The sequence below is a fragment of the Serratia nematodiphila DZ0503SBS1 genome (assembly GCF_000738675.1).
Taxonomy (GTDB): domain Bacteria; phylum Pseudomonadota; class Gammaproteobacteria; order Enterobacterales; family Enterobacteriaceae; genus Serratia; species Serratia nematodiphila.
Genome location: NZ_JPUX01000001.1, coordinates 2,509,617 through 2,536,553, shown reverse-complemented (window position 1 = coordinate 2,536,553; position 26,937 = coordinate 2,509,617). Strand labels below are relative to the sequence as shown.

The 26,937-nt window shown below is 60.7% G+C and carries 28 protein-coding genes; 6 read left to right on the top strand and 22 right to left on the bottom strand.

What is annotated here, in order from left to right:
- The first annotated feature begins 158 nt into the window (after window positions 1-158).
- Entirely contained in the window at window positions 159-1,361 is a 1,203-nt protein-coding gene (ackA, locus tag JL05_RS11740) for an acetate kinase (protein ID WP_004936063.1), read from the top strand.
- Between the two features lie 74 nt (window positions 1,362-1,435).
- The gene (pta, locus tag JL05_RS11735; protein ID WP_004936066.1) at window positions 1,436-3,595 is read left to right on the top strand and encodes a phosphate acetyltransferase; all 2,160 of its coding nucleotides are present in this window, start codon (window positions 1,436-1,438) and stop codon (window positions 3,593-3,595) included.
- Window positions 3,596-3,658: 63 nt separating this feature from the next.
- On the opposite strand, the gene JL05_RS11730 is transcribed toward pta, so the two are convergent.
- The 5 genes from JL05_RS11730 to JL05_RS11710 form a co-directional block, all read right to left on the bottom strand.
- Entirely contained in the window at window positions 3,659-4,618 is a 960-nt protein-coding gene (locus JL05_RS11730) for a transketolase family protein (protein WP_033632504.1), read from the bottom strand.
- Window positions 4,611-5,462, bottom strand: coding sequence for a transketolase (locus JL05_RS11725; RefSeq protein ID WP_004936071.1), 852 nt, complete (start codon window positions 5,460-5,462; stop codon window positions 4,611-4,613). Before JL05_RS11725 ends, JL05_RS11730 begins: the two co-directional genes overlap by 8 nt.
- Before the next feature lie 13 nt (window positions 5,463-5,475).
- Window positions 5,476-6,855: a PTS ascorbate transporter subunit IIC gene (locus JL05_RS11720; RefSeq protein WP_004936074.1), complete on the bottom strand. Its 1,380-nt coding sequence runs from the start codon at window positions 6,853-6,855 to the stop codon at window positions 5,476-5,478.
- Between the two features lie 23 nt (window positions 6,856-6,878).
- On the bottom strand, window positions 6,879-7,160 hold the full coding sequence (locus JL05_RS11715; protein ID WP_015378585.1) for a PTS sugar transporter subunit IIB: 282 nt from the start codon (window positions 7,158-7,160) through the stop codon (window positions 6,879-6,881).
- A gap of 92 nt (window positions 7,161-7,252) precedes the next feature.
- Window positions 7,253-7,696 carry a PTS sugar transporter subunit IIA gene (locus JL05_RS11710; protein ID WP_021505562.1) on the bottom strand — a complete coding sequence of 148 codons (444 nt, stop codon included), beginning with the start codon at window positions 7,694-7,696 and terminating at the stop codon, window positions 7,253-7,255.
- 310 nt (window positions 7,697-8,006) lie between these two features.
- On the opposite strand from JL05_RS11710, the gene JL05_RS11705 reads away from it, so the two are divergent.
- Window positions 8,007-9,026, top strand: a complete 1,020-nt coding sequence (locus JL05_RS11705) for a LacI family DNA-binding transcriptional regulator (RefSeq protein WP_033632503.1) — start codon at window positions 8,007-8,009, stop codon at window positions 9,024-9,026.
- A 54-nt stretch (window positions 9,027-9,080) separates the two neighbouring features.
- Here JL05_RS11705 and yfcD read toward each other — a convergent pair whose 3' ends face one another.
- Together yfcD and yfcE are read right to left on the bottom strand one after the other, a co-directional pair.
- Window positions 9,081-9,626, bottom strand: coding sequence for an NUDIX hydrolase YfcD (gene yfcD / locus JL05_RS11700; RefSeq protein WP_004936086.1), 546 nt, complete (start codon window positions 9,624-9,626; stop codon window positions 9,081-9,083).
- Window positions 9,627-9,725: 99 nt separating this feature from the next.
- On the bottom strand, window positions 9,726-10,277 hold the full coding sequence (gene yfcE / locus JL05_RS11695; protein WP_021505564.1) for a phosphodiesterase: 552 nt from the start codon (window positions 10,275-10,277) through the stop codon (window positions 9,726-9,728).
- 233 nt (window positions 10,278-10,510) lie between these two features.
- On the opposite strand from yfcE, the gene yfcG reads away from it, so the two are divergent.
- The 3 genes from yfcG to JL05_RS11680 all read left to right on the top strand — a co-directional run bounded on the left by yfcG (window position 10,511) and on the right by JL05_RS11680 (window position 12,554).
- Window positions 10,511-11,140: a GSH-dependent disulfide bond oxidoreductase gene (gene yfcG / locus JL05_RS11690; RefSeq protein WP_016926886.1), complete on the top strand. Its 630-nt coding sequence runs from the start codon at window positions 10,511-10,513 to the stop codon at window positions 11,138-11,140.
- Window positions 11,141-11,251: 111 nt separating this feature from the next.
- A complete protein-coding gene (gene folX / locus JL05_RS11685) occupies window positions 11,252-11,623 on the top strand; it encodes a dihydroneopterin triphosphate 2'-epimerase (RefSeq protein ID WP_004936094.1) in 372 nt (123 codons plus the stop codon).
- Between the two features lie 16 nt (window positions 11,624-11,639).
- Window positions 11,640-12,554, top strand: coding sequence for a TIGR01777 family oxidoreductase (locus tag JL05_RS11680; protein ID WP_033632502.1), 915 nt, complete (start codon window positions 11,640-11,642; stop codon window positions 12,552-12,554).
- Between the two features lie 7 nt (window positions 12,555-12,561).
- On the opposite strand, the gene hisP is transcribed toward JL05_RS11680, so the two are convergent.
- The 15 genes from hisP to JL05_RS11605 all read right to left on the bottom strand — a co-directional run bounded on the left by hisP (window position 12,562) and on the right by JL05_RS11605 (window position 26,866).
- Window positions 12,562-13,335: a histidine ABC transporter ATP-binding protein HisP gene (gene hisP / locus JL05_RS11675; RefSeq protein ID WP_004936098.1), complete on the bottom strand. Its 774-nt coding sequence runs from the start codon at window positions 13,333-13,335 to the stop codon at window positions 12,562-12,564.
- Window positions 13,336-13,355: 20 nt separating this feature from the next.
- Window positions 13,356-14,060, bottom strand: a complete 705-nt coding sequence (locus tag JL05_RS11670; RefSeq protein WP_004936100.1) for an ABC transporter permease — start codon at window positions 14,058-14,060, stop codon at window positions 13,356-13,358.
- Window positions 14,057-14,743, bottom strand: a complete 687-nt coding sequence (locus JL05_RS11665) for a histidine ABC transporter permease HisQ (RefSeq protein ID WP_015378590.1) — start codon at window positions 14,741-14,743, stop codon at window positions 14,057-14,059. Before JL05_RS11665 ends, JL05_RS11670 begins: the two co-directional genes overlap by 4 nt.
- 82 nt (window positions 14,744-14,825) lie before the next feature.
- Window positions 14,826-15,608, bottom strand: a complete 783-nt coding sequence (gene hisJ, locus JL05_RS11660; protein ID WP_004936109.1) for a histidine ABC transporter substrate-binding protein HisJ — start codon at window positions 15,606-15,608, stop codon at window positions 14,826-14,828.
- A 305-nt stretch (window positions 15,609-15,913) separates the two neighbouring features.
- On the bottom strand, window positions 15,914-16,486 hold the full coding sequence (locus tag JL05_RS11655; protein WP_033632501.1) for a UbiX family flavin prenyltransferase: 573 nt from the start codon (window positions 16,484-16,486) through the stop codon (window positions 15,914-15,916).
- A 139-nt stretch (window positions 16,487-16,625) separates the two neighbouring features.
- Window positions 16,626-18,143, bottom strand: coding sequence for an amidophosphoribosyltransferase (purF, locus tag JL05_RS11650; protein ID WP_033632500.1), 1,518 nt, complete (start codon window positions 18,141-18,143; stop codon window positions 16,626-16,628).
- 21 nt (window positions 18,144-18,164) lie between these two features.
- Window positions 18,165-18,665: a colicin V production protein gene (cvpA, locus tag JL05_RS11645; RefSeq protein ID WP_004936119.1), complete on the bottom strand. Its 501-nt coding sequence runs from the start codon at window positions 18,663-18,665 to the stop codon at window positions 18,165-18,167.
- A 234-nt stretch (window positions 18,666-18,899) separates the two neighbouring features.
- Window positions 18,900-19,637, bottom strand: a complete 738-nt coding sequence (gene dedD, locus JL05_RS11640; RefSeq protein WP_033632499.1) for a cell division protein DedD — start codon at window positions 19,635-19,637, stop codon at window positions 18,900-18,902.
- Window positions 19,638-20,903, bottom strand: a complete 1,266-nt coding sequence (folC, locus tag JL05_RS11635) for a bifunctional tetrahydrofolate synthase/dihydrofolate synthase (RefSeq protein WP_033632498.1) — start codon at window positions 20,901-20,903, stop codon at window positions 19,638-19,640.
- 190 nt (window positions 20,904-21,093) lie between these two features.
- Window positions 21,094-22,002, bottom strand: a complete 909-nt coding sequence (gene accD / locus JL05_RS11630; protein WP_004936126.1) for an acetyl-CoA carboxylase, carboxyltransferase subunit beta — start codon at window positions 22,000-22,002, stop codon at window positions 21,094-21,096.
- A gap of 232 nt (window positions 22,003-22,234) precedes the next feature.
- The gene (locus tag JL05_RS11625) at window positions 22,235-22,897 is read right to left on the bottom strand and encodes a DedA family protein (RefSeq protein WP_004936130.1); all 663 of its coding nucleotides are present in this window, start codon (window positions 22,895-22,897) and stop codon (window positions 22,235-22,237) included.
- 78 nt (window positions 22,898-22,975) lie between these two features.
- The gene (gene truA / locus JL05_RS11620; protein WP_004936132.1) at window positions 22,976-23,797 is read right to left on the bottom strand and encodes a tRNA pseudouridine(38-40) synthase TruA; all 822 of its coding nucleotides are present in this window, start codon (window positions 23,795-23,797) and stop codon (window positions 22,976-22,978) included.
- On the bottom strand, window positions 23,797-24,807 hold the full coding sequence (locus JL05_RS11615; protein ID WP_033632496.1) for an aspartate-semialdehyde dehydrogenase: 1,011 nt from the start codon (window positions 24,805-24,807) through the stop codon (window positions 23,797-23,799). Before JL05_RS11615 ends, truA begins: the two co-directional genes overlap by 1 nt.
- A 110-nt stretch (window positions 24,808-24,917) precedes the next feature.
- Complete coding sequence (pdxB, locus tag JL05_RS11610) at window positions 24,918-26,039, bottom strand: 4-phosphoerythronate dehydrogenase PdxB (RefSeq protein ID WP_033632494.1); 1,122 nt, start codon at window positions 26,037-26,039, stop codon at window positions 24,918-24,920.
- A gap of 53 nt (window positions 26,040-26,092) precedes the next feature.
- Window positions 26,093-26,866, bottom strand: a complete 774-nt coding sequence (locus tag JL05_RS11605; protein ID WP_033632493.1) for an AraC family transcriptional regulator — start codon at window positions 26,864-26,866, stop codon at window positions 26,093-26,095.
- Window positions 26,867-26,937: the final 71 nt, after the last annotated feature.

Below are 26,937 nucleotides of genomic sequence, written 5' to 3'. Positions count from 1 at the left end.
ATCGGTTTTTCCATCATCCTGTGATTTGTGCACTTCACATGATGTTAATCATAAATGTCATCGGCACTATGCGCTACGCTTGTTGTCTGATTGACGATTAATTCACCACGTGTGTTCGATTTTCTTTTAACAACACGACTATTTAAGTAGGTACTTCCATGTCGAGTAAGCTAGTACTGGTTCTTAACTGCGGCAGTTCTTCTCTGAAATTCGCCATCATCGATGCCGTTAACGGCGACGAATTCCTCTCCGGTTTGGCCGAGTGTTTCCACCTGCCTGAAGCTCGCATCAAGTGGAAAATGGACGGCGCCAAACACGAAGCTGCCCTGGGGGCCGGCGCTGCACACAGCGAAGCGCTGAACTTCATTGTTAATACTATTCTGGCACAAAAACCAGAGCTTTCCGCGCAGCTGACCGCCATCGGCCACCGCATCGTGCACGGCGGCGAGAAGTTCACCGCCTCCGCCGTGATCAACGACGAAGTTCTGCAGGGTATCAAAGATTCCGTGCCGTTTGCACCACTGCACAACCCAGCTCACCTGATCGGCATCGCGGAAGCGCTGAAATCCTTCCCTCACCTGGCTGACAAGAACGTTGCCGTGTTCGACACCGCGTTCCACCAGACCATGCCGGAAGAATCTTACCTGTACGCCCTGCCGTACAGCCTGTATCGCGACCACGGCGTTCGCCGCTACGGCGCACACGGCACCAGCCACTTCTACGTGACTCAGGAAGCCGCGAAGATGCTGAACAAGCCGGTGGAAGAAGTGAACGTGATCACTTGCCACCTGGGCAACGGCGGTTCCGTCACCGCAGTGCGCAACGGCCAGTGCGTTGACACCTCCATGGGTCTGACCCCGCTGGAAGGCCTGGTAATGGGCACCCGCAGCGGTGACATCGATCCGGCTATCATCTTCCACCTGCACGATTCTCTGGGCATGAGCGTTGATCAGATCAACAAGATGCTGACCAAAGAATCCGGCCTGCTGGGCCTGACCGAAGTCACCAGCGACTGCCGTTACGTTGAAGACAACTACGACAGCAAAGCCGACGCCAAACGCGCCATGGACGTGTTCTGCCACCGTCTGGCCAAATACGTCGGCGCCTACAGCGCGCTGATGGAAGGCCGTCTGGACGCGGTGATCTTCACCGGCGGCATCGGCGAGAACGCCGGCATGGTGCGTGAGCTGACCCTGAACAAACTGGGCCTGCTGGGCTTCGAAATCGATCACGATCGCAACATGGCCGCTCGCTTCGGCAAATCCGGCGCCATCACCAAAGACGGCAGCCGCCTGGCGCTGGTGATCCCGACCAACGAAGAGTTGGTCATCGCGCAGGACGCATCCCGCCTGACCGCGTAATGCTCTCAAAACACCGTCAGCCCAGGCTGACGGTGTTGTTTTAGCCTCATGTTAATCGTGAAGAGGACTATTCAGTGTCACGTACTATTATGTTGATCCCCACCGGCACCAGCGTCGGCCTGACCAGCGTCAGCCTGGGTGTCATCCGCTCCATGGAGCAAAAAGGCGTTCGTCTGAGCGTGTTCAAACCTATCGCTCAACCGCGCACCGGCGACAACGCACTCGACCAGACCACCACTATCATCCGCAGCAACTCCACCATCCCGGCGGCCGAACCGCTGCGCATGGATTACGTTGAGGGCCTGCTGAGCTCCAACCAGCAAGACGTGCTGATGGAAGAGATCGTGGCGCGCTACCACGAGAACACCAAAGACGCGGAAGTGGTGCTGATCGAAGGCCTGGTGCCGACCCGCAAGCATCAGTTCGCCAACGCGCTGAACTACGAGATCGCCAAAACCCTGAACGCCGAGATCGTCTTCGTGCTGGCGCTGGGCAACGACTCCCCGGCGCAGCTGAAAGAGCGCATCGAACTGGCGCGTACCAGCTTCGGCGGCAGCAAGAACAAAAACATCACCGGCGTGATCATCAACAAGCTGAACGCACCGGTCGACGATCAGGGCCGCACCCGTCCTGACCTGTCCGAAATCTTCGACGACTCCACCAAGGCCAGCATCGCCCATGTCGATCCTGCGCAGCTGTTCGCCAACAGCCCGCTGCCGGTTCTGGGCTGCGTGCCGTGGAGCTTCGATCTGATCGCCACCCGCGCCATCGACATGGCTCGCCACCTGAAGGCCCGCGTGGTCAACGAAGGCGACATCATGACCCGCCGCGTGAAGTCCGTGACCTTCTGTGCGCGCAGCATTCCGCACATGCTGGAACACTTCCGCCCAGGCTCCCTGCTGGTGACCTCCGCAGACCGCCCTGACGTGCTGGTCTCCGCCTGCCTGGCGGCGATGAACGGCGTGGAAATCGGCGCCATCCTGCTGACCGGCGGCTACGCCATCGACGAGCCGATCAAGAAGCTGTGCGAACGCGCCTTCCAGACCGGCCTGCCGGTGTTCATGGTCGACACCAACACCTGGCAGACCTCGCTGAGCCTGCAGAGCTTCAACCTCGAAGTGCCGGCGGACGACCACCAGCGCATCGAGAAAGTGCAGAACTACGTGGCCAGCCACATCAGCACCGAGTGGATCGATTCGCTGACCGCCACCTCCGAGCGTTCACGCCGCCTGTCTCCACCGGCGTTCCGTTACGAGCTGACCGAGCTGGCGCGTAAAGCCGGCAAGCGCATCGTGCTGCCGGAAGGCGACGAACCGCGCACCGTGAAAGCGGCGGCCATCTGTGCCGAACGCGGCATCGCGGAATGCGTGCTGCTCGGCAACCCGGACGAGATCCAGCGCGTCGCGGCGGCGCAAGGCGTTGAGCTGGGCAAAGGCATCGAAATCGTCGATCCGGTCGCCGTGCGTGAAAACTACGTGCCGCGTCTGGTTGAGCTGCGCAAGAGCAAGGGCATGACCGAAGTGGTCGCGCGCGAGCAGCTGGAAGACAACGTGGTGCTCGGCACCCTGATGCTGGAACAAGGCGAAGTCGACGGTCTGGTCTCCGGCGCGGTTCACACCACCGCCAACACCATCCGTCCGCCGTTGCAGCTGATCAAAACCGCGCCGGGCAGCTCGCTGGTGTCCTCCGTGTTCTTCATGCTGCTGCCTGACCAGGTACTGGTCTACGGCGACTGCGCGATCAACCCGGATCCGACCGCCGAGCAGCTGTCTGAAATCGCCATCCAGTCTGCGGATTCCGCCGCCGCCTTCGGCATCGAGCCGCGCGTGGCGATGATCTCCTACTCCACCGGCAACTCCGGTGCGGGCAGCGACGTCGAGAAAGTGCGCGAAGCGACCCGTCTGGCGCAGGAAAAACGCCCGGACCTGATCATCGACGGCCCGCTGCAGTACGACGCCGCCATCATGGCCGACGTTGCCAAGTCCAAGGCGCCGAACTCACCGGTGGCCGGCCAGGCGACCGTGTTCATCTTCCCGGATCTGAACACCGGCAACACCACCTACAAAGCGGTACAGCGTTCCGCTGACCTGGTCTCCATCGGGCCGATGCTGCAAGGCATGCGCAAGCCGGTGAACGACCTGTCGCGCGGCGCACTGGTTGACGATATCGTCTACACCGTTGCGCTGACGGCGATCCAGTCTTCCCAGGCTGACGCTGCCGCCGCCAAGGCCTGATATTCTTCAGGTTGAGCGATAAAAAAGCGCCGGTCACTGACCGGCGCTTTTCTTTTGCGTTCCCTAACGCGCCAGCAGCTGCCCGGCGGCCTCCAGAATATGTTCGGCGGTCAGACCATACTCCTGCTGTAAAAACGCCTGGGTGCCCACCTGGCCGTAACGCTCCTTCACCCCCACGCGCCGCATCGGCGTCGGGCACTCCTCCGCCAACACCTCCGCCACCGCCGATCCCAGCCCGTTATGAATGCTGTGGTTTTCACAGGTGACGATGCGTCCGGTCTTGGCCGCGTAGGTTTTGATCAGTTCACGGTCGATAGGCTTGAGGGTGAACATATCGATCACCGCCGCGCTGACACCCTGCCGCGCCAGCATCTCCGCCGCCTTCAGCGCCTCCGCCACCATGATGCCGTTGGCGATCAGCGTGATATCGTCACCGTCGCGCAGCAGGTTGCCCTTGCCGATGGTAAAGCGCGAGCCTTCCTGGTAGATGCGCGTCGCCTGCTTGCGGATGGTGCGCACCCAGTAGAAGCCGCGCAGATCCATCAGCTGGCGCAGAACGTCGGCGAACATGGTGGCGTCGGTCACCTCCAGCACCACCGAATGCGCCAGCCCGCGCACGATGCCCATGTCTTCGAACGACATGTGGGTGCCGCCGTTGTGGCAGGCGCTCACCCCGGCGTCGGAAGCGATCACCTTGACGTTGTTGCGCTGGTAATCCAGCGACATGAACAGCTGATCGAAACAGCGGCGGCTGGCGAAGGCGGTGAAAGTGTGCACGAACGGCACCCGGCCGGTGAGCGACAGCCCGGCGGCGACGCCGATCACGTTGGCCTCCATGATGCCGCAGTTGATCACGTGCTGCGGGTGATCCTGGTGCACGCCGTCCATCGCCATCGAGCTCATCAAATCCGCCTCCAGCGCGATGATCGGCGCGCCCGCCTCAATCTGCCGCCGCACCGCGCCGGCGTAGACTTTGCGCATTTCGACGGTGTCGTTTTCCAACTGCGTCACTACGTTAAACATGGGCGGCCTCCAGTTCGGCGATGGCTTTTTCGATCTCCAACTGCACGTCCGGCGTCAGGCGCAGGTGGTGTGAGTTCGACAGGTTTTCCAGATAGGTCACGCCCTGTCCCTTGATGCTGTCGAGCACGATCGCCAGCGGCCGCTGTTCACCGCCGCGCGCCGGCGCTACCGCCGCCAGCAGCGCCGCGATGTCGTCGCCCTTGACAGTCTGCACCTCAAAGCCGAAGGCGCGGAACTTGGCGGCCAGATCGAACGGTTGGATCACCTCGTCCAGCGCGCCGTCCAGCTGTTGCTTGTTGTAATCGATGAACAGCGTCAGGTTGTTCAGGTTGTGGTGGGCGATAAACTGGAACGCCTCCCAGCACTGTCCTTCATTCAGCTCCCCGTCGCCGAGAATGCTGAACACCCGATTGCGCCGCCCCGCCAGCCGATGGGATAACGCCATGCCGGCGGCGATCGACACGCCCTGCCCCAGTGAGCCGGTGGTGGCGTCCACGCCGCGCGTGCGCAGCCGGTCCGGGTGGCTCGGCAGGCGCGTGCCGTTCTGGTTGAGGGTCTTCAGCTCCGCCAGCGGGAAGTAGCCCTTGATCGCCAGCGTGCTGTACAACGCCGGGCCGGCGTGCCCTTTCGACAGCACAAAGTCATCGCGCTCCGGCCAGTCCGGATCCGCCGGATCGATGCGCATCACGCCGCCGTACAGCACCGCCAGCGTCTCCACCACCGACATGCAGCCGCCATAGTGGCCGAAGCCCAGCCCGGTCAGCGCTTTCAGCGTTTCCAGGCGGATCGCGCGCGCCAAGGCACGCAGCTCTTCAATTTCCGTTTCGCTCGTTGTGTCGTTCATCAGTCTGCCCTCGTTATTTCTCGACGCGGTCAGCGGCCGGCGCGCCTTTGCGTTTTCCCAGGAAGTTATGCGCCACCAGCAGCGCGAACACGGCGACGATCGCCAACATGATCATCTCCTTCGACATAAAGCGCGCCATATTGCCCAACAGGATGCCGATCGCGCCGAAGTCGGCGTCGGAGAAGGTGGTGTTGGCAAAACCCAGCGCCCCCAACACCGGCAGCAGCAGCACCGGCAGGAAGGTGATCAGCAGCCCGTTGGCAAAGGCGCCCAGCATCGCGCCGCGCCGCCCGCCGGTCGCGTTGCCGAACACCCCGGCGGTAGCGCCGGTGAAGAAATGCGGCACCACGCCGGGCAGGATCAGCACCATCTTCAGTTGCCCCAGCAGGAACAGCCCGGCCAACCCGCCAAGGAAGCTGAACAGGAAGCCGATCAGCACCGCGTTGGGGGCATAGGGATAAACCACCGGACAATCCAACGCCGGCCGCGCGTTAGGCACCAGTTTTTCCGAGAAGCCGGTGAACGCCGGCACGATCTCCGCCAGAATCAAGCGCACGCCCTGCAGAATGATAAACACCCCGGCGGCGAAGGTGATGGCCTGGATAATCGAATACACCAGGTAGTTCTGGCCGCCGCTGAGCTCGCTTTCCACATAGGCCCGCCCGGCGCAGATCGCCAGGATCAGGTAGATGACGATCATGGTCATCGAGATCGAAATGGAACTGTCGCGCAGGAAGCTGAGGTTTTTCGGCAGGTTCATCTCCTCGGTTGAGCGCGAATTTTTGCCCACCTTCGAGCCGATCCAGCCGGACAACACATAGCCCAGGGTGCCGAAGTGGCCGAAAGCGATATCGTCGTTGCCGGTGATGCGGCGCATATAGCGCTGGGCAATCGCCGGGAAGAACGCCATCACCAGCCCCAGGGTCAACGCGCCGGTAAACACCAACTGCACGCCCTCGAAGCCTGCCACCGTCAGGATGATGCCGATCATGCAGGCCATGTAGAAAGTGTGGTGGCCGGTGAGGAAGATGTATTTCAGCCGGGTGAAGCGCGCCACCACGATGTTCGCCACCATGCCAAACGCCATGATCAAGGCGGTGGAAGCGCCGTATTTCTCCAGCGCGATAGAGACGATCGCTTCGTTGTTCGGAATGATGCCCTGAATATTAAACGCGTGTTCGAACATGCCGCCCAACGGATTGAGCGACCCGACCAATACCGTGGCGCCGCCGCCCAAAACGATAAAGCCGAGAATGGTTTTTACCGTGCCTTTCACCACGTCGGAAAAGGATTTCTTTTGCGCCAGCAAACCGATCAGCGCAATAAGCCCGACCAGCACCGAAGGCACCTTTAATATATCCACCACAAACTTGAGCGTTTCCTGGATAAACATATCCACCTCGCCAATCGTTTTATTCAGAGGATTGAGTGGGCTTCGAAGTAAGCGCGCAGCTTGGCTTCCAGCTCATTGATGTCGATGATGTTGCTGATCACCACCAGCTGCTCGGCCGGCACGCTGGCGCTGTCGGCAATGTCTTTCGCCATCACGAACACGTCGGCCGCGCCGGGAGTGGCGGACGACAGATCGGAATGTTCAACCTCGGCCTCCACCCCCATCTTTTTCAGCACCTTTTTAATGTTCATTTCCACCATAAAGCTGCTGCCGAGACCTGAACCGCAAATCGCCATGATTTTCATGATATCCACCTGTTGAATTTAGCGTGTAGGGTAGCGCCGCCGGTCATATTCCCGGCGTTGTTAGCATTAATAATGTTCCTGGTGATTAAACGTTAATAGCGGGCGATAATATCCTCGATTTGCCGTTTATCTTTGGCGTGAAATAACGCCTCCATGGCCTGGTTATCGGAAAATAATTCCGCCAGTTGCGAAATCAATTCGATGTGGCTGTTGCCGTCGGGTGCGGAAAGCATCACCACCACCTGAACCGGATCGTTATCCGCGGAATGAAAGTTCACCCCCTGATGGATCTTCAACAGCGATAACCCCAGCGCGCTGGCGCCTTCCTCCGGCCGGGCGTGTGGCATGGCGATGCCCGGCGCCAGGACGAAGTAAGGGCCGAGCTTCTCCTGCTGATGAAAGATGGCCGTCAGGTAATTCGGCGTAATCACACCGTCTTGCAGCAGCGGCTGCGCGCTCAGCGTTACCGCCTGGCGCCAGTCCTCCACCCGTTCGCACAGCTGTATATGATCGGCGGTCAGCCACTCTTTCAGCACGTTATCCTCCCGAGAGTCGATGATTGCGGCCGGTGATTAATTCACCGGCGACGGTAAAACTTTAATCAACCCCTCCCGGGCACACAGTGATGGATATCACAAAGATAGCGCTACCAAAGCGCTATCATGCAGATCTGTGATAGCGCTATCAAAACGCCGTGCCGCGGTATGACGTTAACCACAATTTTTTCTCGCTCTTTCGGCTAACGGGGTAGAATGTGCCGCATACGGGGATCGTCGAAGCCGCGCCGTCGGCTTCCCACCCTCACCATTTTTATGCGCCGCGCGCGCATTTCAGTCGGGATTTGGCATGTCGATCGGTAAAAAACGACGCAGCACGGGCAGGGTGACGTTGGCTGATGTAGCGCAGCTGGCGGGCGTCGGCACCATGACGGTGTCGCGCGCGCTGCGCACGCCGGAGCAGGTTTCAGACAAACTGCGCGAGAAGATTGAAGCCGCGGTGAGCGAGTTGGGGTATCTGCCCAACCTGGCCGCCAGTTCGCTGGCGTCGGCCTCCTCTTACACCATCGCCATGGTGGTGCCCAGCCTGTCCGAATCCGGCTGCGCCGAGATGTTCGCCGGCCTGCAGAAAGTGCTGCAGCCCGCCGGCTATCACATCATGCTGGCGGAATCGCAGCACCACCTGGAACGCGAGGAGAAACTGCTGGAGACGCTGCTCTCTTACAACCTGGCGGCGGCGGTGCTGCTCAGCGTCGAGCATTCGCAAAATGCCCGCAACGCGTTGATCGCCGCCAACATTCCGGTAGTGGAGATCGGCGCCGTGCGTGCCGATCCGATCGACATGAGCATCGGCATCGATTACGTGGCGGCCATGTATCAGCTGACGCAAACGGTGATCGCCAGCGGCTATCAGAACATCGGGCTGCTGTGCGCCAATCAGGAACAGTGGATTTTCCAGCAGCACCTGCAGGGCTGGCACAAGGCGCTGCTGCGCAACCATATGTCGCCGCATCGGGTGATCAACGCCGCGCAGCCCGCCAGCTTCAGCACCGGCGCGCAGCAGCTGCCGGAATTCTTGCTGGCCTGGCCGGAGCTGGACGCGCTGGTGTGCGCCTCGGACGAACTGGCCGGCGGCGCGCTGTATGAATGCCAGCGGCGGCGCATCAAGGTGCCGGACAATCTGGCGGTGGTGGGATTCGGCAACAGCGAGTTCAGCCGGGTGTGCCAGCCGCCGCTGACCACCATGACCATTCCGCATCGCGACATCGGCATTCAGGCCGGCCAGGCGCTGCTGGCGAGGCTGAACGAGCAACCCTGGCAGGCGGCAGGTTCCCTGCCCGCCACGCTGTGCCGCCGCGACAGCTGCTGAATCCACAGCATAAAAAAAGCCGGTCGATGACCGGCTTTCTCACGCGTTGGCGTCTCAGTGGTTGTCGAGCGGTTTACCGTAATCCTGCTCGTTGTTGCGCGTCAGCCACAGCGACAGCGCCTTCAGCGAGTCCGGGGTAAACTCGTCGCAGCGGGCGGTGATCTCTTCCGGCGTCAGCCAGCACACTTCAGCCACTTCTTCTTCCTGCAGCGCGAACGGGCCGTGCGATACGCAGCTGAACAGCGCGCCCCACACCCGGCACTGCTCTTCTTCGAAGTAGAACAGACCGTGTTCGGCGAAAGGCACGCCGGCGATGCCCAGCTCCTCTTCCGCCTCGCGGCGCGCCGAATCCAGCACGTTTTCACCGCTTTGCACTACGCCACCCGCCGTCGCGTCCAGCCAGCCCGGGTAGAAGTCCTTGATCTCGGTACGACGCTGCACCAGAATTTTTCCCATCCCATCATGCACCACAATATAGGTAGCACGATGACGCAGCCGCTCCGCCCGCATCTGTTGACGACTGGATTGCGCAATCACCTCGTTTTGCTCGTCGACGATATCAACCCATTCGGTATCTGCAGCCTGACCCTGTTCCGCCATCCTCTAAAACCTTCTATTTTGGCGCGATGCATCCCGCGCGCTGGTTAATCAATGAGTGTTTTTCAAAGATTTTTATTGTGTGTGTATAAATTAGTGCGTTTAGCGTGTTAACGCCACCTCCGCGACGACCTTGCCGTCGTCGAGCGCCAGCACGCGCAAAGTGCCCCGATCCAACATGCCGTAGCTGGCCGGAAAGCCCCCTTTCGGGATGCTGACCGAGCCCGGATTGAAGCAATAGATCTCACCCTGCCGCTCCGCCTGCGGCAGATGCGTATGGCCGTAGGCCAGGACGTCACCGCGGGATAACGGCGGCAGTGCCGAGGGATGATAAAGGTGACCGTGGGTCAAAAACAATCGTCTTTTTTGCAGTAAAACCTGCTGCCAGGGCGCCTCGATGGGAAACGTCAGCAGCATCTGATCGACCTCGCTGTCGCAATTGCCGCGAACGGCGATGATCTTGTCGCTATAGCGATTCAATCGTTCGGCAACCTGAGCGGGCTGATACCCGGCCGGCAGCGCGTTGCGCGGGCCGTGATTCAGCAAATCGCCCAGAAGAATCAGCCAGTCGGCGCCCTGTTGTGCGAACAATTCCAGCACGCGTTCGGTAGCCGGCAGCGATCCGTGGATATCCGAGGCGAACATCAGCTTCATAACCTTGTCCTATAGAGGGAAATAAGCGCCATTTTACCGCGCCGGCGCCGTGCGGCAAACCGCCGCCCGCTCCGGTGGAGAATTGTGATCCAACTGCGCAGATAGCATCGGACGAATCCCACATAGCCTGCTATCCTTAGCTGCTATTGTTGGATCTCTGATATACCTTTGTGCGCGGCGAAGACCGCAGCAACGTGTAATGAATTACAGATCACCTTACCGCAGGAGGCAACATGATTGACCTGTATTACGCGCCTACTCCCAATGGTCACAAGATCACCTTGTTTCTGGAAGAGGTCGGCTTGCCCTACCGTATCCATCGCGTAAACATCAGCGCCGGCGAGCAGTTCAAACCGGACTTTCTGAGCATTTCTCCCAACAACAAAATCCCGGCGATTGTCGATCAGCAACCGGTGGACGGCGGCGCGCCAATCAGCCTGTTCGAGTCCGGGGAAATCCTGCTGTATCTGGCGGAGAAGACCGGCAAGCTGCTGAGCAAGGGCCTGCGCGAACGCGCCGCCACCCTGCAGTGGCTGTTCTGGCAGGTGGCCGGGTTCGGGCCGATGCTCGGGCAGAATCACCACTTTAACCACTACGCGCCGCAGCCGGTGCCTTACGCCATCGAGCGTTACCATCTGGAAACCAAACGGCTGTACGGCGTGCTGGAAGCTGAACTGCAAAAACACCCGTACCTGGGCGGCGATAACTACAGCATCGCCGATATCGCCACCTACCCGTGGGTGGTGTCGCATCCGCGCCAGCGCATCGATCTGGCAGATTACCCGGCGGTGCGCAACTGGTTCGAGCGCATCAGCAACCGCCCGGCGACCGAGCGCGCCTACAAACTGGCCGAACAAGCCTAAGCGCCTCCTCCGACTCCCCGTCGGCCGGGGAGTCACATCGTCCTCACGTTATCATTTCCTTACTTTCCGTGTATTCTGAACGCTAATAATCAGACCTATGGAGAATCTCTGATGTCTTTCAGTCAACCCGACGCCGTTATTCGCATTAAAAATCTGCGGCTGCGCACGTTCATCGGTATCAAGGAAGAGGAAATCAACAACCGGCAGGACGTTCTGATCAACGTGGTGATCCACTACCCGGCGGACAAGGCGCGCAACAGCGAAGACATCGCCGACGCGCTCAACTACCGCACCATCACCAAAGCGATCATCCGCCATGTGGAAGATAACCGTTTCGCGTTGCTGGAAAAATTAACGCAGGATGTGCTCGACATCGTAAAAGAACACGCCTGGGTAACCTATGCTGAAGTGGAGATAGATAAACTTCTGGCTCTGCGCTACGCCGATTCGGTCTCCATGACCATGAGCTACCGCCGGGGCTAACTCAGGGAGGTAGACCATGCGGATCCTGATCACCGGCGCAACGGGATTGATAGGCAGCAGCCTGACGGCAAGACTGCTGGCGCTTTCTCACCACATTACGGTACTGACCCGCGACGAGCGGCGCGCCCGAGCCAAACTGGGCGATCGGCCGAGCTATTGGCAAACGCTGGACGACCGGCAGTCGCTGGATGACTTCGACGCGGTGATCAACCTGGCCGGCGAACCTATCGCCGACAAGCGCTGGAGCGCGCAGCAGAAAGAGCGACTGTGCCGCAGCCGCTGGGATCTGACCGAACGCCTGGCGCAGCTGATCAAGGCCGGCAGCACGCCGCCCGGCGTGCTGATTTCCGGTTCCGCCGTCGGCTACTACGGCGATCAGGGGCAGGCGGTGGTCACCGAAGAGGAGCCGCCGCACGACGAATTCACCCACCAGCTGTGCCAGCGCTGGGAAACGCTGGCGCTGCAAGCGCAGAGCGACGCCACCCGCGTCTGCCTGCTGCGCACCGGCGTGGTGCTGGCGCCACAGGGCGGCGCGCTGGCCAAAATGCTGCCGCCGTTCCGCTTCGGGCTCGGCGGTCCGATCGGCGACGGCCGCCAATATCTGCCGTGGATCCACCTCGAAGACATGGTCAACGGCATTATTTATCTGCTGGATCACGCCACTCTGAGCGGCCCGTTCAACATGGTCGCCCCCTACCCGGTGCATAACGAACAGTTCGCCGCCCAATTGGCCAACGTGCTCGATCGCCCGGCGTTTCTGCGGGTGCCGGCGTTCGTCATGCGTTTGTTGATGGGGGAAGCGGCGGTGCTGGTGCTCGGCGGCCAGCGGGCGGTGCCGAAACGGCTGGAAGAAGCCGGCTTCCACTTCCGCTATCTGGAGTTGGAACAGGCGTTGGATGACGTTGTCAATCAGCGGGCCGAAGCCCGCTGATCTGAGGTTACTTCAACGCGCCGGACAGGAACTGCTGCAGGCGCGGGCTTTTGGGGTTGCCGAACAGCTCGGCCGGCGGCCCCTGTTCTTCAATCAACCCTTTGTGCAGGAAGATCACGTGGTTGGAAACGTGGCGCGCAAACTCCATTTCGTGCGTCACCACCACCATGGTCTTCCCCTCCTCCGCCAGCTTCTGCATGATGCGCAGCACCTCGCCCACCAGTTCGGGATCCAGCGCCGACGTCGGTTCGTCAAACAGCAGCACCTCCGGCTCCATCGCCAATGCACGGGCGATAGAGACGCGCTGCTGCTGGCCGCCCGACAGGTGCACCGGGTATTTGCCGCGCGCCCGCTCGTCGATGCCCACTTTGTCCAGGTAGCGCACCGCGCGCTCGTGCGCGTCAGCCTTGCTCAGCCCCAGCACCTGCACCGGCGCCTCCATCACGTTCTCCAGCACCGTCATATGGCTCCACAGGTTAAAGTGCTGGAATACCATGGTCAGGCGGGTGCGCAACAGCTGCAGCTGCTTCTTGTCGAATACCTTCAGCTGGCCGTCCTTGTCGCGCACCATGCGAATATCTTCGTTGTTCAGACTGATCGAACCTTCGCTCGGCTTCTCAAGGAAGTTGATGCAGCGCAGAAAGGTGCTTTTGCCGGAGCCGGAGGAGCCGATGATGCTGATCACATCCCCGGCGTTGGCCGCCAGCGAGACGCCCTTCAGCACTTCGTGGTCGCCATAGCGTTTGTGCAGTTCCGTGACGGCTAATTTATTCTCAGACATGGTTTTCTTCCCGTCATTTATCAGTGACTAACGTGTGCCATCCAGCGTTTCTCAGCTTTGCGGAACAGGCTGATTAACACGTAGGAGATGATCAGATACAGCACCGCCGCGATGCCGAAGGCGTAGAACGGCTGATAGGTCGCGGCGTTGATGTCGCGCGCGATCTTCAGCAGATCCGGCACGGTGGCGGTAAACGCCAGCGCGGTGGAATGCAGCATCAGGATCACCTCGTTGCTGTAAGCCGGCAGCGCGGTGCGCAGCGCCGAAGGCAAAATAATGCAGCGATACATCTTGAAGCGCGAGAAACCGTAGGCGTTGGCGGCCTCGATTTCACCGTGCGGCACCGAGCGGATCGCCCCGGCGAAGATCTCGGTGGTATAAGCGCAGGTGTTGAGCGTCAGCGCCAGGATGGTGCAGTTGAGCCCGCTGCGGAAAAACGCATTGAGAAACTCGCTGCCGCGCACGATCTCAAGGCTGTACATGCCGGAGTAGAACACCAGCAGCTGCACGTACAGCGGCGTACCGCGAAACACATAGGTGTAGAGCCACACCGGGAAACGCACCCAGCGAAGGGAAGACACGCGCGCCACCGCCATCGGGATCGCCAGCAGCCCGCCCATCACCACTGAAGCGATCAGCAGCCACAGCGTGATCGCCACGCCGGTAAAGCGGTAGCCGTCGCTCCACAGCAGCGACTGCCAGTACTGTTGCAGGATCTCAATCATAGCTCGGCCCTCTTGACGCCCAGTGAGTAACGCCGTTCAAGCCACAGCAGCACGCCGTTGGAAACGGTAGTGAAAACCAGGTACACCACGCCGGCCACGATGGCGAAGAAGAACGGCTGATAGGTGCCTTTCCCCGCCAACTGCGTGGCTTTCACCACGTCGTTCAGGCCAAGGATCGACACCAGCGCCGTCGCCTTCAGGATCACCTGCCAGTTGTTGCCGATGCCCGGCAGGGCGAAACGCATCATCGCCGGGAACAGAATGCGCCGGAAGATCTGCGCGCCGCTGAAGCCATAGGCCGTCGCCGCTTCGATCTGCCCTTTCGGCACCGCCAGATAAGCGCCGCGGAAGGTCTCGGTAAAATAAGCGCCGTAGATAAAGCCGAGGGTAATGATGCCAGCGCCGAGCGGATCGATATCGATCTGCGCGAAGCCCAGCAGCGTAGTGATATTGTTCAGCGCGATTTGCAGACCGTAAAAGATCAGCAGCATCAGCACCAGATCGGGCACGCCGCGGATCAGCGTGGTATAGGCGCCGAACAGGCCGGAGATAAAGGGGTTATGAGACAGTTTGCCACCGGCGCCGATCAGGCCGATCACCACCGCCAGCAGCACGGAACTGAGGGCCAGCTCCAGCGTCACCAGAGCCCCCTCGAAAATCAGTTGGGAATAGCCTTGCAGCATCTACTTCACCCTGTGGTCTAGGATCCGAACCATCGGGGCCGGCACGCCGGCCCCGCAGTCACAGCATGGAACGGTAAGCGGATTACCCGCCGTAGACGTCAAAGTCGAAGTACTTTTTCGCGTATTTGTCGTAGGTGCCGTCTTTGCGCATCTCGGCGAAGGCTTTGTCCAGCGCCGCTTTCAGCTCGGTATCGGTCTTGCGCAGCCCCATGCCGGTGCCGACGCCGAAGAACTTGTCATCCTTCACCGATTCGCCGGCGAACGCATAGTCTTTGCCCGGCGGCTGTTTCAGGAAGCCGTCGCTGCCCGCCACTTCATCCTGGAAGGCGGCGTCGATACGGCCGGAAGCCAAATCGGCGTAAACCAGATCCTGGTTCTGGTAAGGCACGACGGTGATGCCCTTCGGCTGCCACATGGCGTTGGCGTAGGCTTCCTGGGTAGTGCCCTGCAACACGCCCACGCTCTTGCCTTTCAGGGCGTCCACGGTAGGCAGCAGCTTGGATCCTTTCGGCGCGATCAGACGCGCGTTGGCGGCATACAGCTTGTCGGTAAAGGCGATTTCCTGCTGGCGTTTTTCGGTGATGGACAGCGAAGAGATGATGGCGTCGATTTTCTTCGCCTTGAGGGATGGGATCAGCGCGTCGAAGTCGCTCTCCACGAAGGTGCATTGGGTATTGATGCGTTTGCACAGCTCTTTGGCCAAATCGATGTCAAAGCCAACCAATTCGCCTTTGGCGTTTTTGGATTCAAACGGTGCGTAAGTCGGATCGGTGCCAATCTTCAGCGTGGAAGGAATGGCGGCAAAGGCGCTGCTGGCGGCGCTCAAAGCCAGAACTAACGGCAAAATCAAAACCCGCTTTTTCATAAATTACCCTCAAATTGATTTTTTTTGATGCCACTACGGGCATTACTTTTCCCCACCAAATCAATTTGCAGTAATCGTGCCACATTAGGTGCTACGGGCGGAGGGAACGGCTCCGGCCTTCACAATACTGTTTCCTGGGACGATAACCGCAAAATTAAATCGGCCGCTCGGGGCCGCGCCACTGGCAGCCGCGATAAGGCGGCGCCATGAAACAGTGAACGTGATGAAGTGGAATCATTATGGTGCATGCGCCGCCCTAATTCAGTGCGGTGTTGCACAAATGTACCAATTTGGGGATGAAAATGTTAATCAGCACCCTGCCAGCGGGTGAACAGATCGGCCGGCAGTTCGATATCAAACTGATCGATCACCCGATTGACGGTCTGATCGATGATGTCTTCCACGCTTTTCGGCTGGTGGTAAAACGCCGGCACCGGCGGCATGATCACCGCGCCCATCTCCGCTGCCTGCGTCATCAGCCGCAGGTGCCCAAGATGCAGCGGCGTTTCCCGCACGCACAATACCAGGCGGCGGCGCTCTTTGAGCACCACGTCGGCGGCGCGGGTCAGCAGCCCGTCGCTGTAGCTGTTGACGATGCCGGACAGCGTTTTGACTGAACAAGGCAAAATCGCCATGCCCAGGGTTTTGAAGGAACCGGAAGAGATGGCGGCGGCGATATCGCGCGCATCGTGAACCACATCGGCCAGCGCCTGCACTTCACGCAGACTGTACGGCGTTTCCAGCGCCAGCGTCTGCCTTGCAGCGTTGCTCATCACCAAATGGGTTTCCACCTCTGCGACGTCGCGCAAGACCTGCAACAGGCGCACGCCGTAGATCGCGCCGCTGGCGCCGGAAATGCCGATGATGAGTCGTTTCATGAAGAATGGCCTCTGCCGTAAAAAGTAAAAAATAAGATCAGGCAGACTTTGCCGCAATGGCGAGGGATAAGCAAGTTCACAGGAGCAAGGCGCACCGCCGCAGACGCGGCGATGCCCCCTGATGGATCAACGCAGGCGGTTAGCCTTCGTTATGCAGTTCCAGATTTTCCGCTTCGGTTTGTCCCCGCAGCGCCTTGGCGTCGTCGTTGCGCAGCGACTCCAGGTATTCCAGATAGCTTTGATCGACGTCTTTGGTCACGTAGATGCCGTTGAATACCGAGCATTCGAACTGGGTGATGTCCGGGTTTTCTTCACGCACCGCTTCGATCAGATCGTCGAGGTCCTGGAAGATCAGCCCATCGGCGCCGATGATTTGGCGGATTTCATCCACTTCGCGCCCGTGGGCGATCAGTTCGTTGGCGCTCGGCATGTCGATACCGTAGACGTTAGGGAAACGCACTTCCGGCGCGGCGGAAGCCAGGTACACGCGCTTGGCGCCCGCTTCGCGCGCCATCTCGACGATCTGCTCTGAAGTCGTGCCGCGCACGATGGAATCATCCACCAGCAGCACGTTCTTGTCGCGGAACTCGGCGCGGTTGGCGTTCAGCTTGCGGCGCACCGACTGACGACGCGCCTGCTGGCCCGGCATGATAAAGGTGCGGCCGACGTAGCGGTTCTTCACAAAGCCCTGGCGGTAGGGTTTGTCGAGAATGCGCGCGATCTCCAGCGCGATGTCGCAGGAGGTTTCCGGAATCGGGATCACCACGTCGATGTCCAGATCTTCCCATTCGCGGGCAATCTTCTCACCCAGCTTCTGGCCCATGCGCACGCGGGCGCTGTAGACCGAGATCTTGTCCATAAAGGAGTCCGGGCGCGCGAAATAGACGTATTCGAACAGGCACGGATTGGTTTTCGGATTCTCTGCGCACTGGCGGGTGAACAACTGGCCCTTGGTGGTGATGTACACCGCTTCGCCCGGCGCCACGTCGCGCAGGAATTCAAAGCCCAGGGTATCCAGCGCCACGCTCTCGGAAGCCACCATATACTCGCTGCGGCCATCTTCCAGCGTGCGCTTGCCGATCACCAGCGGACGAATGCCGTACGGGTCGCGGAACGCCAGCAGGCCGTGGCCGATAATCATCGCCACGCAGGCGTAAGCGCCGCGCAGTTGCTGATGCATGGCGGCGACCGCGGTAAAGATGTTGTCGGCCTCCAGCGGATAATGCGGGAAGCGATCCAGCTCGCTGGCCAGCACGTTCAGCAGGATTTCCGAGTCGGAGGTGGTGTTGACATGGCGGCGGCCGCTTTCGAACAGCTTTTGGCGCAGCTCATGGGCGTTGGTCAGGTTGCCATTGTGGGCCAGCGTAATGCCGAACGGCGAGTTGACGTAGAAAGGCTGGGCCTCAGAGGCGCTCGAGCTGCCGGCCGTCGGGTAACGCACATGGCCAATGCCCATGTTGCCCTGCAAGCGTTGCATATGGCGCGCCTCAAATACATCCTTCACCAGGCCGTTGGCTTTGCGCAAACGGAACCCGTTGTGGGCGTCAATGGTGACGATGCCTGCGGCATCCTGGCCACGGTGCTGAAGCACCGTCAGCGCATCATAAATCGACTGGTTTACCGGCATGAAACCGGCGATACCGACAATACCGCACATGTTGTCTTTTCCTCATCAGCGCTACCGCCCCGGCAATTGGGTCGGCAAGAAACTCGACGTGCTCTGCAGGTAGTCAAAGAACCACCTGATGACGTAACTGAACTGGGGAATGAGCTGCGACTGTTTCCAGTCGGCACTCTGTGAAAAGCCGGTAAAGGTATCCAGGAAGAACAGGATCGCCGCGACGATCAATACTCCGCGCAGCGCGCCGAAGCAGATGCCCAACACCCGGTCGGTGCCCGACAACCCGGTTTTCTCTACCAGTGAGCTAATCACATAGTTAACAATAGCCCCTACGATCAAGGTCGCGATGAACAAAATCGCGATCGCGATGCCGTTTCGCACCAGTTCATCTTCAAAACGAGTGAAATAGACCGCAAGGTAAGAGTAGAAATGGCTGGCAACAAAAAACGCACATCCCCATGTCACAAGTGACAATGCTTCGCGAACAAACCCTCGGATCAGGCTCACCAGAGCCGAAAATCCAATCACCGCTATAATGACGTAATCAATCCAGACCATGAACTATTCCAATGATGAATCGCCCCTGCATCCAATTCGCGGCGAATTCTAACAGAAAAAGAAAACGTTTGCGTAGGGGATTTCCTACCACGTTACAAATAAAAAGCGGCGATCAAAAAATTCCCAATCGCCGCGCCTACATAGGTGATTTCGCCTGTAAAAGGCGCGGTTTTTCTAGCGATCTCTCCACCACTCCTTAATTCAGGGGCGCATCGTGCTGCGCCCCTGCGGGGTTTAACGGCCGTACGGCTTCACCTGCCCGCTCAGCCCGCTGATCGAGTTCAGCGACGGCAGCGCCGCCTGCAGCTTCTGCTTGGAGGCATCCGGGCCGACGTAGATGCGGGTGATCTGCCCCTGCACCGGCGTTGACGGCACGGTAAAGGCGCGATAGCCCGAGAGGCGCAGCGAGGCGACAATCTCGTTCGCCTTGGCGGCATTTTTCAACGCCCCAAGCTGCACAACGTAGGCTTGCCCGGCCGGCGCTTTTTCTTCCGCCGGTTTCGGCTGCGGCGTCGGTTCAGGTTTCGGCGTCGGCTCCGGCTTCGGTGCCTGCTTCACTTCCACCGGTTTCGGTTGCGGCGCCGGTTTCGGTTTCACTTCCACCGGTTTGGTTTCTACCGGTTTCGGCTTGGGCTGCGGCACCGGCTGAGGACGCGTCTCGACCGGTGGCGGCGCTACCTGCGCCGGCTGCTGAGCACCTTGCCGCACCGCCTGCTGCGCCGCCGCTTCATTGGCCGCCTGCTGTTCGACCAGCGCGCCCGCCCCTTCCGGCGGCTGCGCCGGCAACGGTTGCGTCACCGGTGGCAGCACGTCGTTCTCTTCGACGTCGCCCGCCTTCGGCACCAACGGAATGGCCGCGAATTCATCCTCGTAATGCTTCTTTTTACCGTCCAGCAACCCTGGCAGGATGATCACCCCCAGCGCCACCAGAATCACGGTTCCGACCAGTCGGTTCTGAAATTTACTCGCCACTCACACTCCCCGCATCTCGTCTGACGCCGCCATCACCTGCGCCACGGTGTGGAACGATCCACAGACGATCACAATATCCTGTTTATCAGCATCCTGCATAGCCTGCCGCCAGGCAGTTTCGACATCATTAAAGCGGCGCGGTTCCGTCAGATGTTGCGCCAGCTGTTCGACGCTGGCGCCGCGCGGCCCGTCGAGCGGCGCGCAGTACCATTCATCCACCTGCTCGCTGAGGCAGGCCAGCGTGCCGGCGATGTCCTTATCCGACAGCATGCCCACCACCGCGCGCACCTTGCCGCCGTTGCGCGGCAGTTTGGCCAGACGCCCGGCCAGATAGCCGGCGGCGTGCGGATTGTGCGCCACATCGAGGATCAGCGTCGGCTCACGCCGCACGATCTGGAAGCGCCCCGGCAGCGTCGCCTGCTGCAGGCCGGTGAAAATCGCGCGTTCGTCGATTTCCAGCGGAGAACAGTTGAGCGCCGCCAACGCGGTAGCGGCGTTGGCCAGCGGTACGTTCGGCGTCGGCAGATCGGTCAGCAGCGTGTCGCCGCCCTGCCACTGCCAGCGATCGCCCTGCTCGCTGAAGCGCCAGGCTTCGCCGCGGCGAGACAGCGGCGCGCCCAGCGTTTCGGCAACCTGGCGAATGCTGTCCGGCATGTCGGGTTCACCGACCACCGCCGGTTTGCCGCTGCGAAAAATACCGGCCTTTTCACGGCCGATGCTTTCGCGATCGTTACCCAGCCAGTCGGTGTGATCGAGCGCAATGCTGGTGATCACCGCCACGCTCGGATCGACGATGTTGGTGGCGTCGAGGCGCCCGCCCAGGCCCACTTCCAGGATCACCACGTCGAGCCGCGCCTGTTTGAACAGCTGCAGCGCCGACAGGGTGCCGAATTCGAAATAGGTCAGCGACGTTTCGCCGCGGCCGGCTTCAATGGCGGCGAACGAGCGGCTGTGCTCCGCTTCGCTCAGCTCTTCCCCCTGAATGCGCACGCGTTCGGTATAGCGCACCAGATGCGGCGAACTGTAGACGCCGACGCGCAGGCCGGCGGCCAGCAGAATAGCTTCAAGGGTGCGACAGGTGGTGCCTTTGCCGTTGGTGCCGGCAACGGTGAACACCGTGGGTGCGGGGGTCAGTAAATCCAGATGCGCCGCGACGCGCTGTACGCGCTCAAGGCCGAGTTCGATCGCCTGGCTGTGCAGACGTTCCAGATAATAAAGCCACGAGCTCAATGGCGACGTGGCTTGGGGAATTTGGTGGTTTTGCATGAGTCCCATCACTGAACTTGGGTTCATTAATCCATCAGGGCACCACCCTCACCGCGGTAAAGGCGATGCGCTTCGTGACTGCCGCCAGCCTGCCAACCGCAGCGGATAGGCTACGGCCGGCGGAGAGCGGGCATCAGCCGTCACTTAGCCACAAAGTGGCGGCTGAACCCGGGCGGGATCTGTCTTTGCCTCAGGCGTCGGCCTGCTGCTCCGGCTCAATGACCGGCGCGGCCTCATCGAAATGCGGCTGCGGCTGGTTGGTCAGCTTGGACAGAATGCTCGCCAACGTTTGGCGCATTTCCGGACGGCGAACGATCATGTCGATCGCGCCTTTTTCGATCAGGAACTCGCTGCGCTGGAAGCCCGGTGGCAGTTTCTCGCGCACGGTTTGCTCGATAACGCGCGGGCCGGCAAAACCGATCAGCGCTTTCGGCTCGGCGATATTGATGTCGCCCAGCATCGCCAGGCTGGCGGAGACACCGCCCATGGTCGGGTCGGTCAGCACGGAGATATACGGCAAGCCGCGCTCCTGCATTTTGGCCAACGCCGCGCTGGTTTTCGCCATCTGCATCAGCGACATCAGCGCTTCCTGCATACGCGCGCCGCCGCTGGCGGAGAAGCACACCAGCGGACAGTTGTCCTCCAGCGCCTGCTCAACCGCACGCACGAAACGCGCGCCGACCACGGAAGACATCGAGCCGCCGATGAAGGCGAATTCGAAGGACGCGGCGACGATCGGCATACCGTACAGCGTGCCCTTCATCACCACCAGCGCGTCTTTCTCGCCGGTCGCTTTCTGTGCGGCGACCAGACGATCTTTATAGCGCTTGGAATCCTTGAATTTCAGAACGTCCTTCGGCTCCAGATCGCTGCCCAGCTCCACTTCGCTGCCTTCATCCAGCAGGGTATGCAGACGCGCGCGCGCGCCCATACGCATGTGATGGTCGCACTTCGGGCACACTTCCAGATTCCGCTCCAGCTCGGCGCGGTAGAGAACCTGGCCGCAGCTGTCGCATTTAGTCCAGACCCCTTCAGGAATGCTCGCCTTACGGGTTTGTGTGATATTGCTCTTGTTAAGAATTCGTTCAATCCAGCTCATCGATGACCTTTCTGTTTGAACCTGGCACACGCCAGTCCGCTGTTCATGCTTTAACAATCCCCCCGAAAACACCCCAATGAAAAAATGCCCGTTCGCGGCGCGGCAAGCGCGGCGACTGAGGCATCGGCTTCAGGGTTGTTCGCAGGAACAGACCATAATGTCGCTCATTAAACCATATCGGCCCGACGCTGTGGACAAAAAACTGGTCGAACCGACAGGTTAAGCGATGTTTTTACTGTTTTTGCTGGCGGGCGGCCGCGCGCTTGTGGCGCCAAATTTCAATCACGCCCGGCAGAATCGAAACGATGATGATCCCGACGATCAACAGTTTCAGGTTCTCCTGCACCACCGGCAGATCGCCGAACAGGTAGCCAGCATAAGTGAAGAGCAGCACCCAAACCAGTGCGCCAATCACGTTGTAGGCGGCGAAGTGGCGATAGGACATATGCCCCATGCCGGCGACGAACGGCGCAAAAGTACGCACGATCGGCACGAATCGCGCCAGAATAATCGTTTTCCCGCCGTGCTTCTCATAAAACTGATGCGTTTTATCCAGGTAGCTGCGGCGGAAGATTTTCGAATTCGGGTTGCTGAACAGCTTCTCGCCGAACAACCGCCCGATAGTGTAGTTCACCGCATCGCCGATGATCGCCGCCACGGCCATCAACGCCACCATGGTGTGCACGTTCAGATCGTTGGTCGGCAACGCCGCCAGCGCGCCGGCGACGAACAGCAAAGAATCCCCCGGCAGGAACGGCGTCACCACCAGACCGGTTTCACAAAACAGGATCAGGAACAGAATAGCGTAGACCCACATGCCGTATTGTGCGACCAGTTCTGCCAAGTGCACATCAATATGCAGAATGAAATCAATAATAAACTTGATGATGTCCATAAATTCTCTCATTGATGCCGGGCGTTTCAATCACCCGGCAGAAGCACAAGGGAGCGACGCTTTCAGGCGTGCCGGCGTTTAATCGTCGGGCAAAAACAGCGGCCCCATCGGCGGCCGCGGCAGACCAAAGTGGTCAGGGTAATCCACGGCAACCAGATACAGCCCCTCGGCTCGCGCCGTCGCCGCCGCCAGATTGCGATCCTTCAGCGCCAGCAACTCGGCCATCCAGTTCTCACCCTGATTGCCACAGCCGATCTCCATCAGGCTGCCGACGATGTTGCGAACCATATGATGCACAAAGGCATTCGCCTTGATATCTACCACAATATATTCGCCGTAGCGCGTAACCTTAACGTGTTTTACGCAGCGCCACGGGGTGCGCGACTGGCATTGCACCGCGCGGAACGACGTGAAATCGTTCTCGCCCAGCAGCGCCTGCGCCGCCCGATGCATGCGATCGGCGTCCAGCGGGTGATAAAAATGCGTTACCCCCTGCTGCAGCACCGCCGGCCGGTAGCGATGGTTGAAAATGATATAGCGGTAGCGGCGCGCGGTGGCGCTGAAACGCGCGTGAAAATCGTCGGCGACGGGGCTCACCCAACGCACCGCGATATCCGGCGGCAAATGGGTATTCACCCCCATCGTCCAGGCGGCGTCCTTGCGGCGCGCAGTGGTTTCGAAATGCACCACCTGCCCGGTGGCGTGCACCCCGGCGTCGGTACGCCCGGCGCACAGCACGGTAATCGGCGCATCCGCCACCTTGCTCAACGCCTGCTCCAGGCGTTCCTGCACGCTGGCCACTTCTTGCTGCCGCTGCCAGCCGTAGTACCGGCTGCCGTCATATTCGATGCCCAGCGCTACCTTCAGCGTCGGCTGGGCGGGCGAGACCACCTCAGACATCAGTACATCTGCTCCTGCACCAGACGCTCGGCGGTTTCGATAGCCATCAACGCGCCGCCGAAGCGCACATTGTCCGCCACCGTCCAGAACTGCAGCAGCTCGGGGATGCCGTAATCGTTACGCAGGCAACCGATGCTGAGCGCATCGCTGCCGGAAGCGTCGGTGACCTGGGTCGGGTAATCGTCCTCTTCGCTCAGCTGAATGTCTTCGACCTCTTCGAGCTCGCTGCGCGCCTCTTCGGCGGACAGCGGGCGCAGCGCTTCCAGGTGCACCACCTGCGCGTGGCCATAAAACACCGGCGACTGAACGCAGCTCACCGAAATCGGCAGCCCTTCATCCTGCAGCACCTTGCGCACCTGATCGACGATCAGGCGCTCTTCGCGCACGCTGCCCTGCTCGTCGGCGACAAGCGGCAGCAGGTTGAACGCCAGCTGTTTACCGAAGACGCCTTCCTCGGCCGGAATGCCGTTCAGCAGGCGCGCGCTCTGGCCGGCCAGGTCGTCCACCGCCACCTTGCCGCGCGACGATACCGACATCAGCGTGGTGACGTGCAGACGCGACAGCCCCGCCTGTTCGGTCAGCGGTTTGATCGCCGTCAGCAGTTGGCTGACCATGCTGTCGGCCACCGCCACGATATTGCGGTTACGGTAATCCACCAGCACCTGCGGGTTCACGCCCGGCACCACCAGCGGCACATCCGGCTCCATGGCGAACAGGCCGCTGGTGTCGATCACCAGGCAGCCCATGTTGCCGGCTTCTTCGGCATAGCGCGCGGAAGCGTCGCTGCCGGCGACGAAGAAGGCCAGCTGCGCCTGCGACCAGTCGAACTCTTCGGCGTTTTGCACCAGAAGAGACTTGCCGTTGAAGCGCACATTGGCGCCCGCGCTGCGTTCGCTTGCCAGAGGATAGAGCTCACCCACCGGGAACTGGCGTTCCTGCAACAATTCCAGCAACGCTTCACCTACCGCGCCAGTGGCGCCGAGCAGCGCGATATTCCAGCCGTCAGACATCGGGTTTTCTCCAGAGTATTTCATTCATAAAAGCACACGGGCAGTGCAATCACCGCCCGATAATCTTTACCGCCCACTGTAGCGGCGTTGGCTTAAGACAACCTTACGCCCTACGCCACGCTGAAGCCCAGCTTGCCGAGCAGCTCGGCGCTGGCGCTGTCATCGCATTGCACGGCCAGCGAAGACCACTCGCGGCGCTCCTGGTAGTGCTTGCGCAGGCGATCGAATTCGCCCGGTTGCCCGGCGACTTTGCGCAATGGCGCATCATCGCGGCGCACATCATACACCAAGTGCATCAATCGTTTTAACCGCGCTTCATCCAGCGGCCCGTTGAGGCGGATCTGGCTGAACTCCGGCACCGGCAGCAGCGAGGCCAGCGCCACCTGCTGCGGCTGCCCCAGATGGCGGCTGAACGCTTCGAACACCTGGGTGGTGCCGCGCGCCTTGCCTTCCAGCGTATACCCGGCGATGTGCGCGGTGCCGATATCCACCCGCGCCAGCAGCGGCAAGGCGAGATCCGGCTCCGGTTCCCACACGTCCAGCACCGTGCTCAGCTTTTTGCCCTTTTCCAGCGCCTGCAGCAGCGCGGCGTTATCCACCACCGGCCCGCGACAGGCGTTGATCAGAATGCGGTTGTCCGGCAGCGCCGCCAACAGCTCCGCATCCGCCAGATGCAGCGAATGGTAAGGGCCGGATTTATTCAGCGGCGTATGGAAGGTCAGCACATCGGCCTCGGCCACCAGCTTCTCCAACGGCCAGAACTCCCCGGCGTCGCCGCGATCGGCGCGCGGCGGATCGCACAGCAGCGTGCGCACGCCCAACGCTTTGAGGCGCGCGTCCAGGCGGGAACCGACGTTGCCCACGCCGACGATGCCGACGGTTTTATCCCGCAGGTGGAAGCCGTCGCGTTCGGCCAGCAGCATCAAGGCGGAGAACACATACTCGACCACCGCGATGGCGTTGCAGCCCGGCGCGGCGGAAAACCCGATGCCCTGCCGTTGCAGCCAGGCGTCATCGACGTGATCGGTGCCGGCGGTGGCGGTGCCGACAAAGCCAATGCGGCTGCCGGCCAACAGGGCTTCATTGACCTTGGTGACCGAACGCACCATCAGCGCATCGGCATCCGCCAGCGCCTCAAGCGGGATCGGGCGCCCCGGCACCGCCTGCACGTCGCCCAGGCGGCTGAACAGCTCGGCCGCGTACGGCATATTTTCATCAACCAGAATTTTCACTGCGTTCTCCGACTGTTTACGGCTATTGGTCTGCGAAATAGTGTGCCACTGAATCAGGCACGGCGAAAGCGCTCAGGGGTGGTGCCGGCGATCTGCTGGAACATGACGATAAAGGCCGACGCGGAGCTGTAGCCGACGTCCAACGCCACGTCCTGCACGGTTTTGCCCTGCTCGAGCAACGACACGGCATGCAGAAAACGCAGGCGCTGGCGCCACTCGCTGAACGACATGCCCAGATCCTGTTGGCAGCGGCGCGACAGCGTGCGCTCGGTGGTGTAGACCCGCGCCGCCCACGTCGCCAGCGAGGTGTTGTCCGCCGGACAATGCTCCAGCGCTTCCAGCACCGGCGCCAAAAATTTGTCGTCCGATGACGGCAGATAGGTTTGCTGACGCGGCGACAGGCGCAGCTGGTCGATCAGCACCTGGCACAGACGCAGATCCTCCTCCGTCTGCGGAATGTACTGCTTGCGCGCATAGAAATCCTCGGCGATGGCGCGGAAGATGGGCGTTACGCTCACCAGACAGGGGTCGGCCGGCATGCCGGCGCACAGCGCCGGCGTGATGTCCACCATGCGGCACTGCGCCAGTCGCTGGTTGTAGCAGGAGTGTTCGATGCCCGCCGGCGCCCACAACACGAACTCCGGCGGCGCCAGAAAGCGCTGCCCGCCGATGCGCAGCACCATCACCCCGGCTTTGACCCACATCAACTGGCCCCAGGTGTGGCTGTGCGGCTGGAATTCGGTGCGCGCGTTAAACTCTTCACAGCGGAACTGCACCGGGTTGGGCGCCGGGATCAGCGACTCAGGGAAATGGCGGATTTCTGGCATGGTTTCGTCCCGTGATTTGTCTTGTTTACGCCGATTTTTGTCTGGATATCGCTATATATGATAAACCGGAC

Coding starts and splice junctions, on each gene's coding strand:
- yfcD (WP_004936086.1), bottom strand. CDS start 9,626: ATGGCGGAACAGGGTCAGGCTGCAGATACCGAATGGGTTGATATCGTC.
- JL05_RS11715 (WP_015378585.1), bottom strand. CDS start 7,160: ATGAAAATCATGGCGATTTGCGGTTCAGGTCTCGGCAGCAGCTTTATG.
- accD (WP_004936126.1), bottom strand. CDS start 22,002: ATGAGCTGGATTGAACGAATTCTTAACAAGAGCAATATCACACAAACC.
- yfcG (WP_016926886.1), top strand. CDS start 10,511: ATGATTGACCTGTATTACGCGCCTACTCCCAATGGTCACAAGATCACC.
- JL05_RS11605 (WP_033632493.1), bottom strand. CDS start 26,866: ATGCCAGAAATCCGCCATTTCCCTGAGTCGCTGATCCCGGCGCCCAAC.
- JL05_RS11705 (WP_033632503.1), top strand. CDS start 8,007: ATGTCGATCGGTAAAAAACGACGCAGCACGGGCAGGGTGACGTTGGCT.
- hisJ (WP_004936109.1), bottom strand. CDS start 15,608: ATGAAAAAGCGGGTTTTGATTTTGCCGTTAGTTCTGGCTTTGAGCGCC.
- cvpA (WP_004936119.1), bottom strand. CDS start 18,665: ATGGTCTGGATTGATTACGTCATTATAGCGGTGATTGGATTTTCGGCT.
- hisP (WP_004936098.1), bottom strand. CDS start 13,335: ATGTCTGAGAATAAATTAGCCGTCACGGAACTGCACAAACGCTATGGC.
- JL05_RS11670 (WP_004936100.1), bottom strand. CDS start 14,060: ATGATTGAGATCCTGCAACAGTACTGGCAGTCGCTGCTGTGGAGCGAC.
- yfcE (WP_021505564.1), bottom strand. CDS start 10,277: ATGAAGCTGATGTTCGCCTCGGATATCCACGGATCGCTGCCGGCTACC.
- purF (WP_033632500.1), bottom strand. CDS start 18,143: ATGTGCGGTATTGTCGGTATCGCCGGTTTCATGCCGGTAAACCAGTCG.
- folC (WP_033632498.1), bottom strand. CDS start 20,903: ATGCAAAACCACCAAATTCCCCAAGCCACGTCGCCATTGAGCTCGTGG.
- JL05_RS11680 (WP_033632502.1), top strand. CDS start 11,640: ATGCGGATCCTGATCACCGGCGCAACGGGATTGATAGGCAGCAGCCTG.
- JL05_RS11655 (WP_033632501.1), bottom strand. CDS start 16,486: ATGAAACGACTCATCATCGGCATTTCCGGCGCCAGCGGCGCGATCTAC.
- folX (WP_004936094.1), top strand. CDS start 11,252: ATGTCTTTCAGTCAACCCGACGCCGTTATTCGCATTAAAAATCTGCGG.
- JL05_RS11615 (WP_033632496.1), bottom strand. CDS start 24,807: ATGTCTGACGGCTGGAATATCGCGCTGCTCGGCGCCACTGGCGCGGTA.
- JL05_RS11730 (WP_033632504.1), bottom strand. CDS start 4,618: ATGTTTAACGTAGTGACGCAGTTGGAAAACGACACCGTCGAAATGCGC.
- JL05_RS11720 (WP_004936074.1), bottom strand. CDS start 6,855: ATGTTTATCCAGGAAACGCTCAAGTTTGTGGTGGATATATTAAAGGTG.
- ackA (WP_004936063.1), top strand. CDS start 159: ATGTCGAGTAAGCTAGTACTGGTTCTTAACTGCGGCAGTTCTTCTCTG.
- JL05_RS11725 (WP_004936071.1), bottom strand. CDS start 5,462: ATGAACGACACAACGAGCGAAACGGAAATTGAAGAGCTGCGTGCCTTG.
- JL05_RS11625 (WP_004936130.1), bottom strand. CDS start 22,897: ATGGACATCATCAAGTTTATTATTGATTTCATTCTGCATATTGATGTG.
- truA (WP_004936132.1), bottom strand. CDS start 23,797: ATGTCTGAGGTGGTCTCGCCCGCCCAGCCGACGCTGAAGGTAGCGCTG.
- JL05_RS11665 (WP_015378590.1), bottom strand. CDS start 14,743: ATGCTGCAAGGCTATTCCCAACTGATTTTCGAGGGGGCTCTGGTGACG.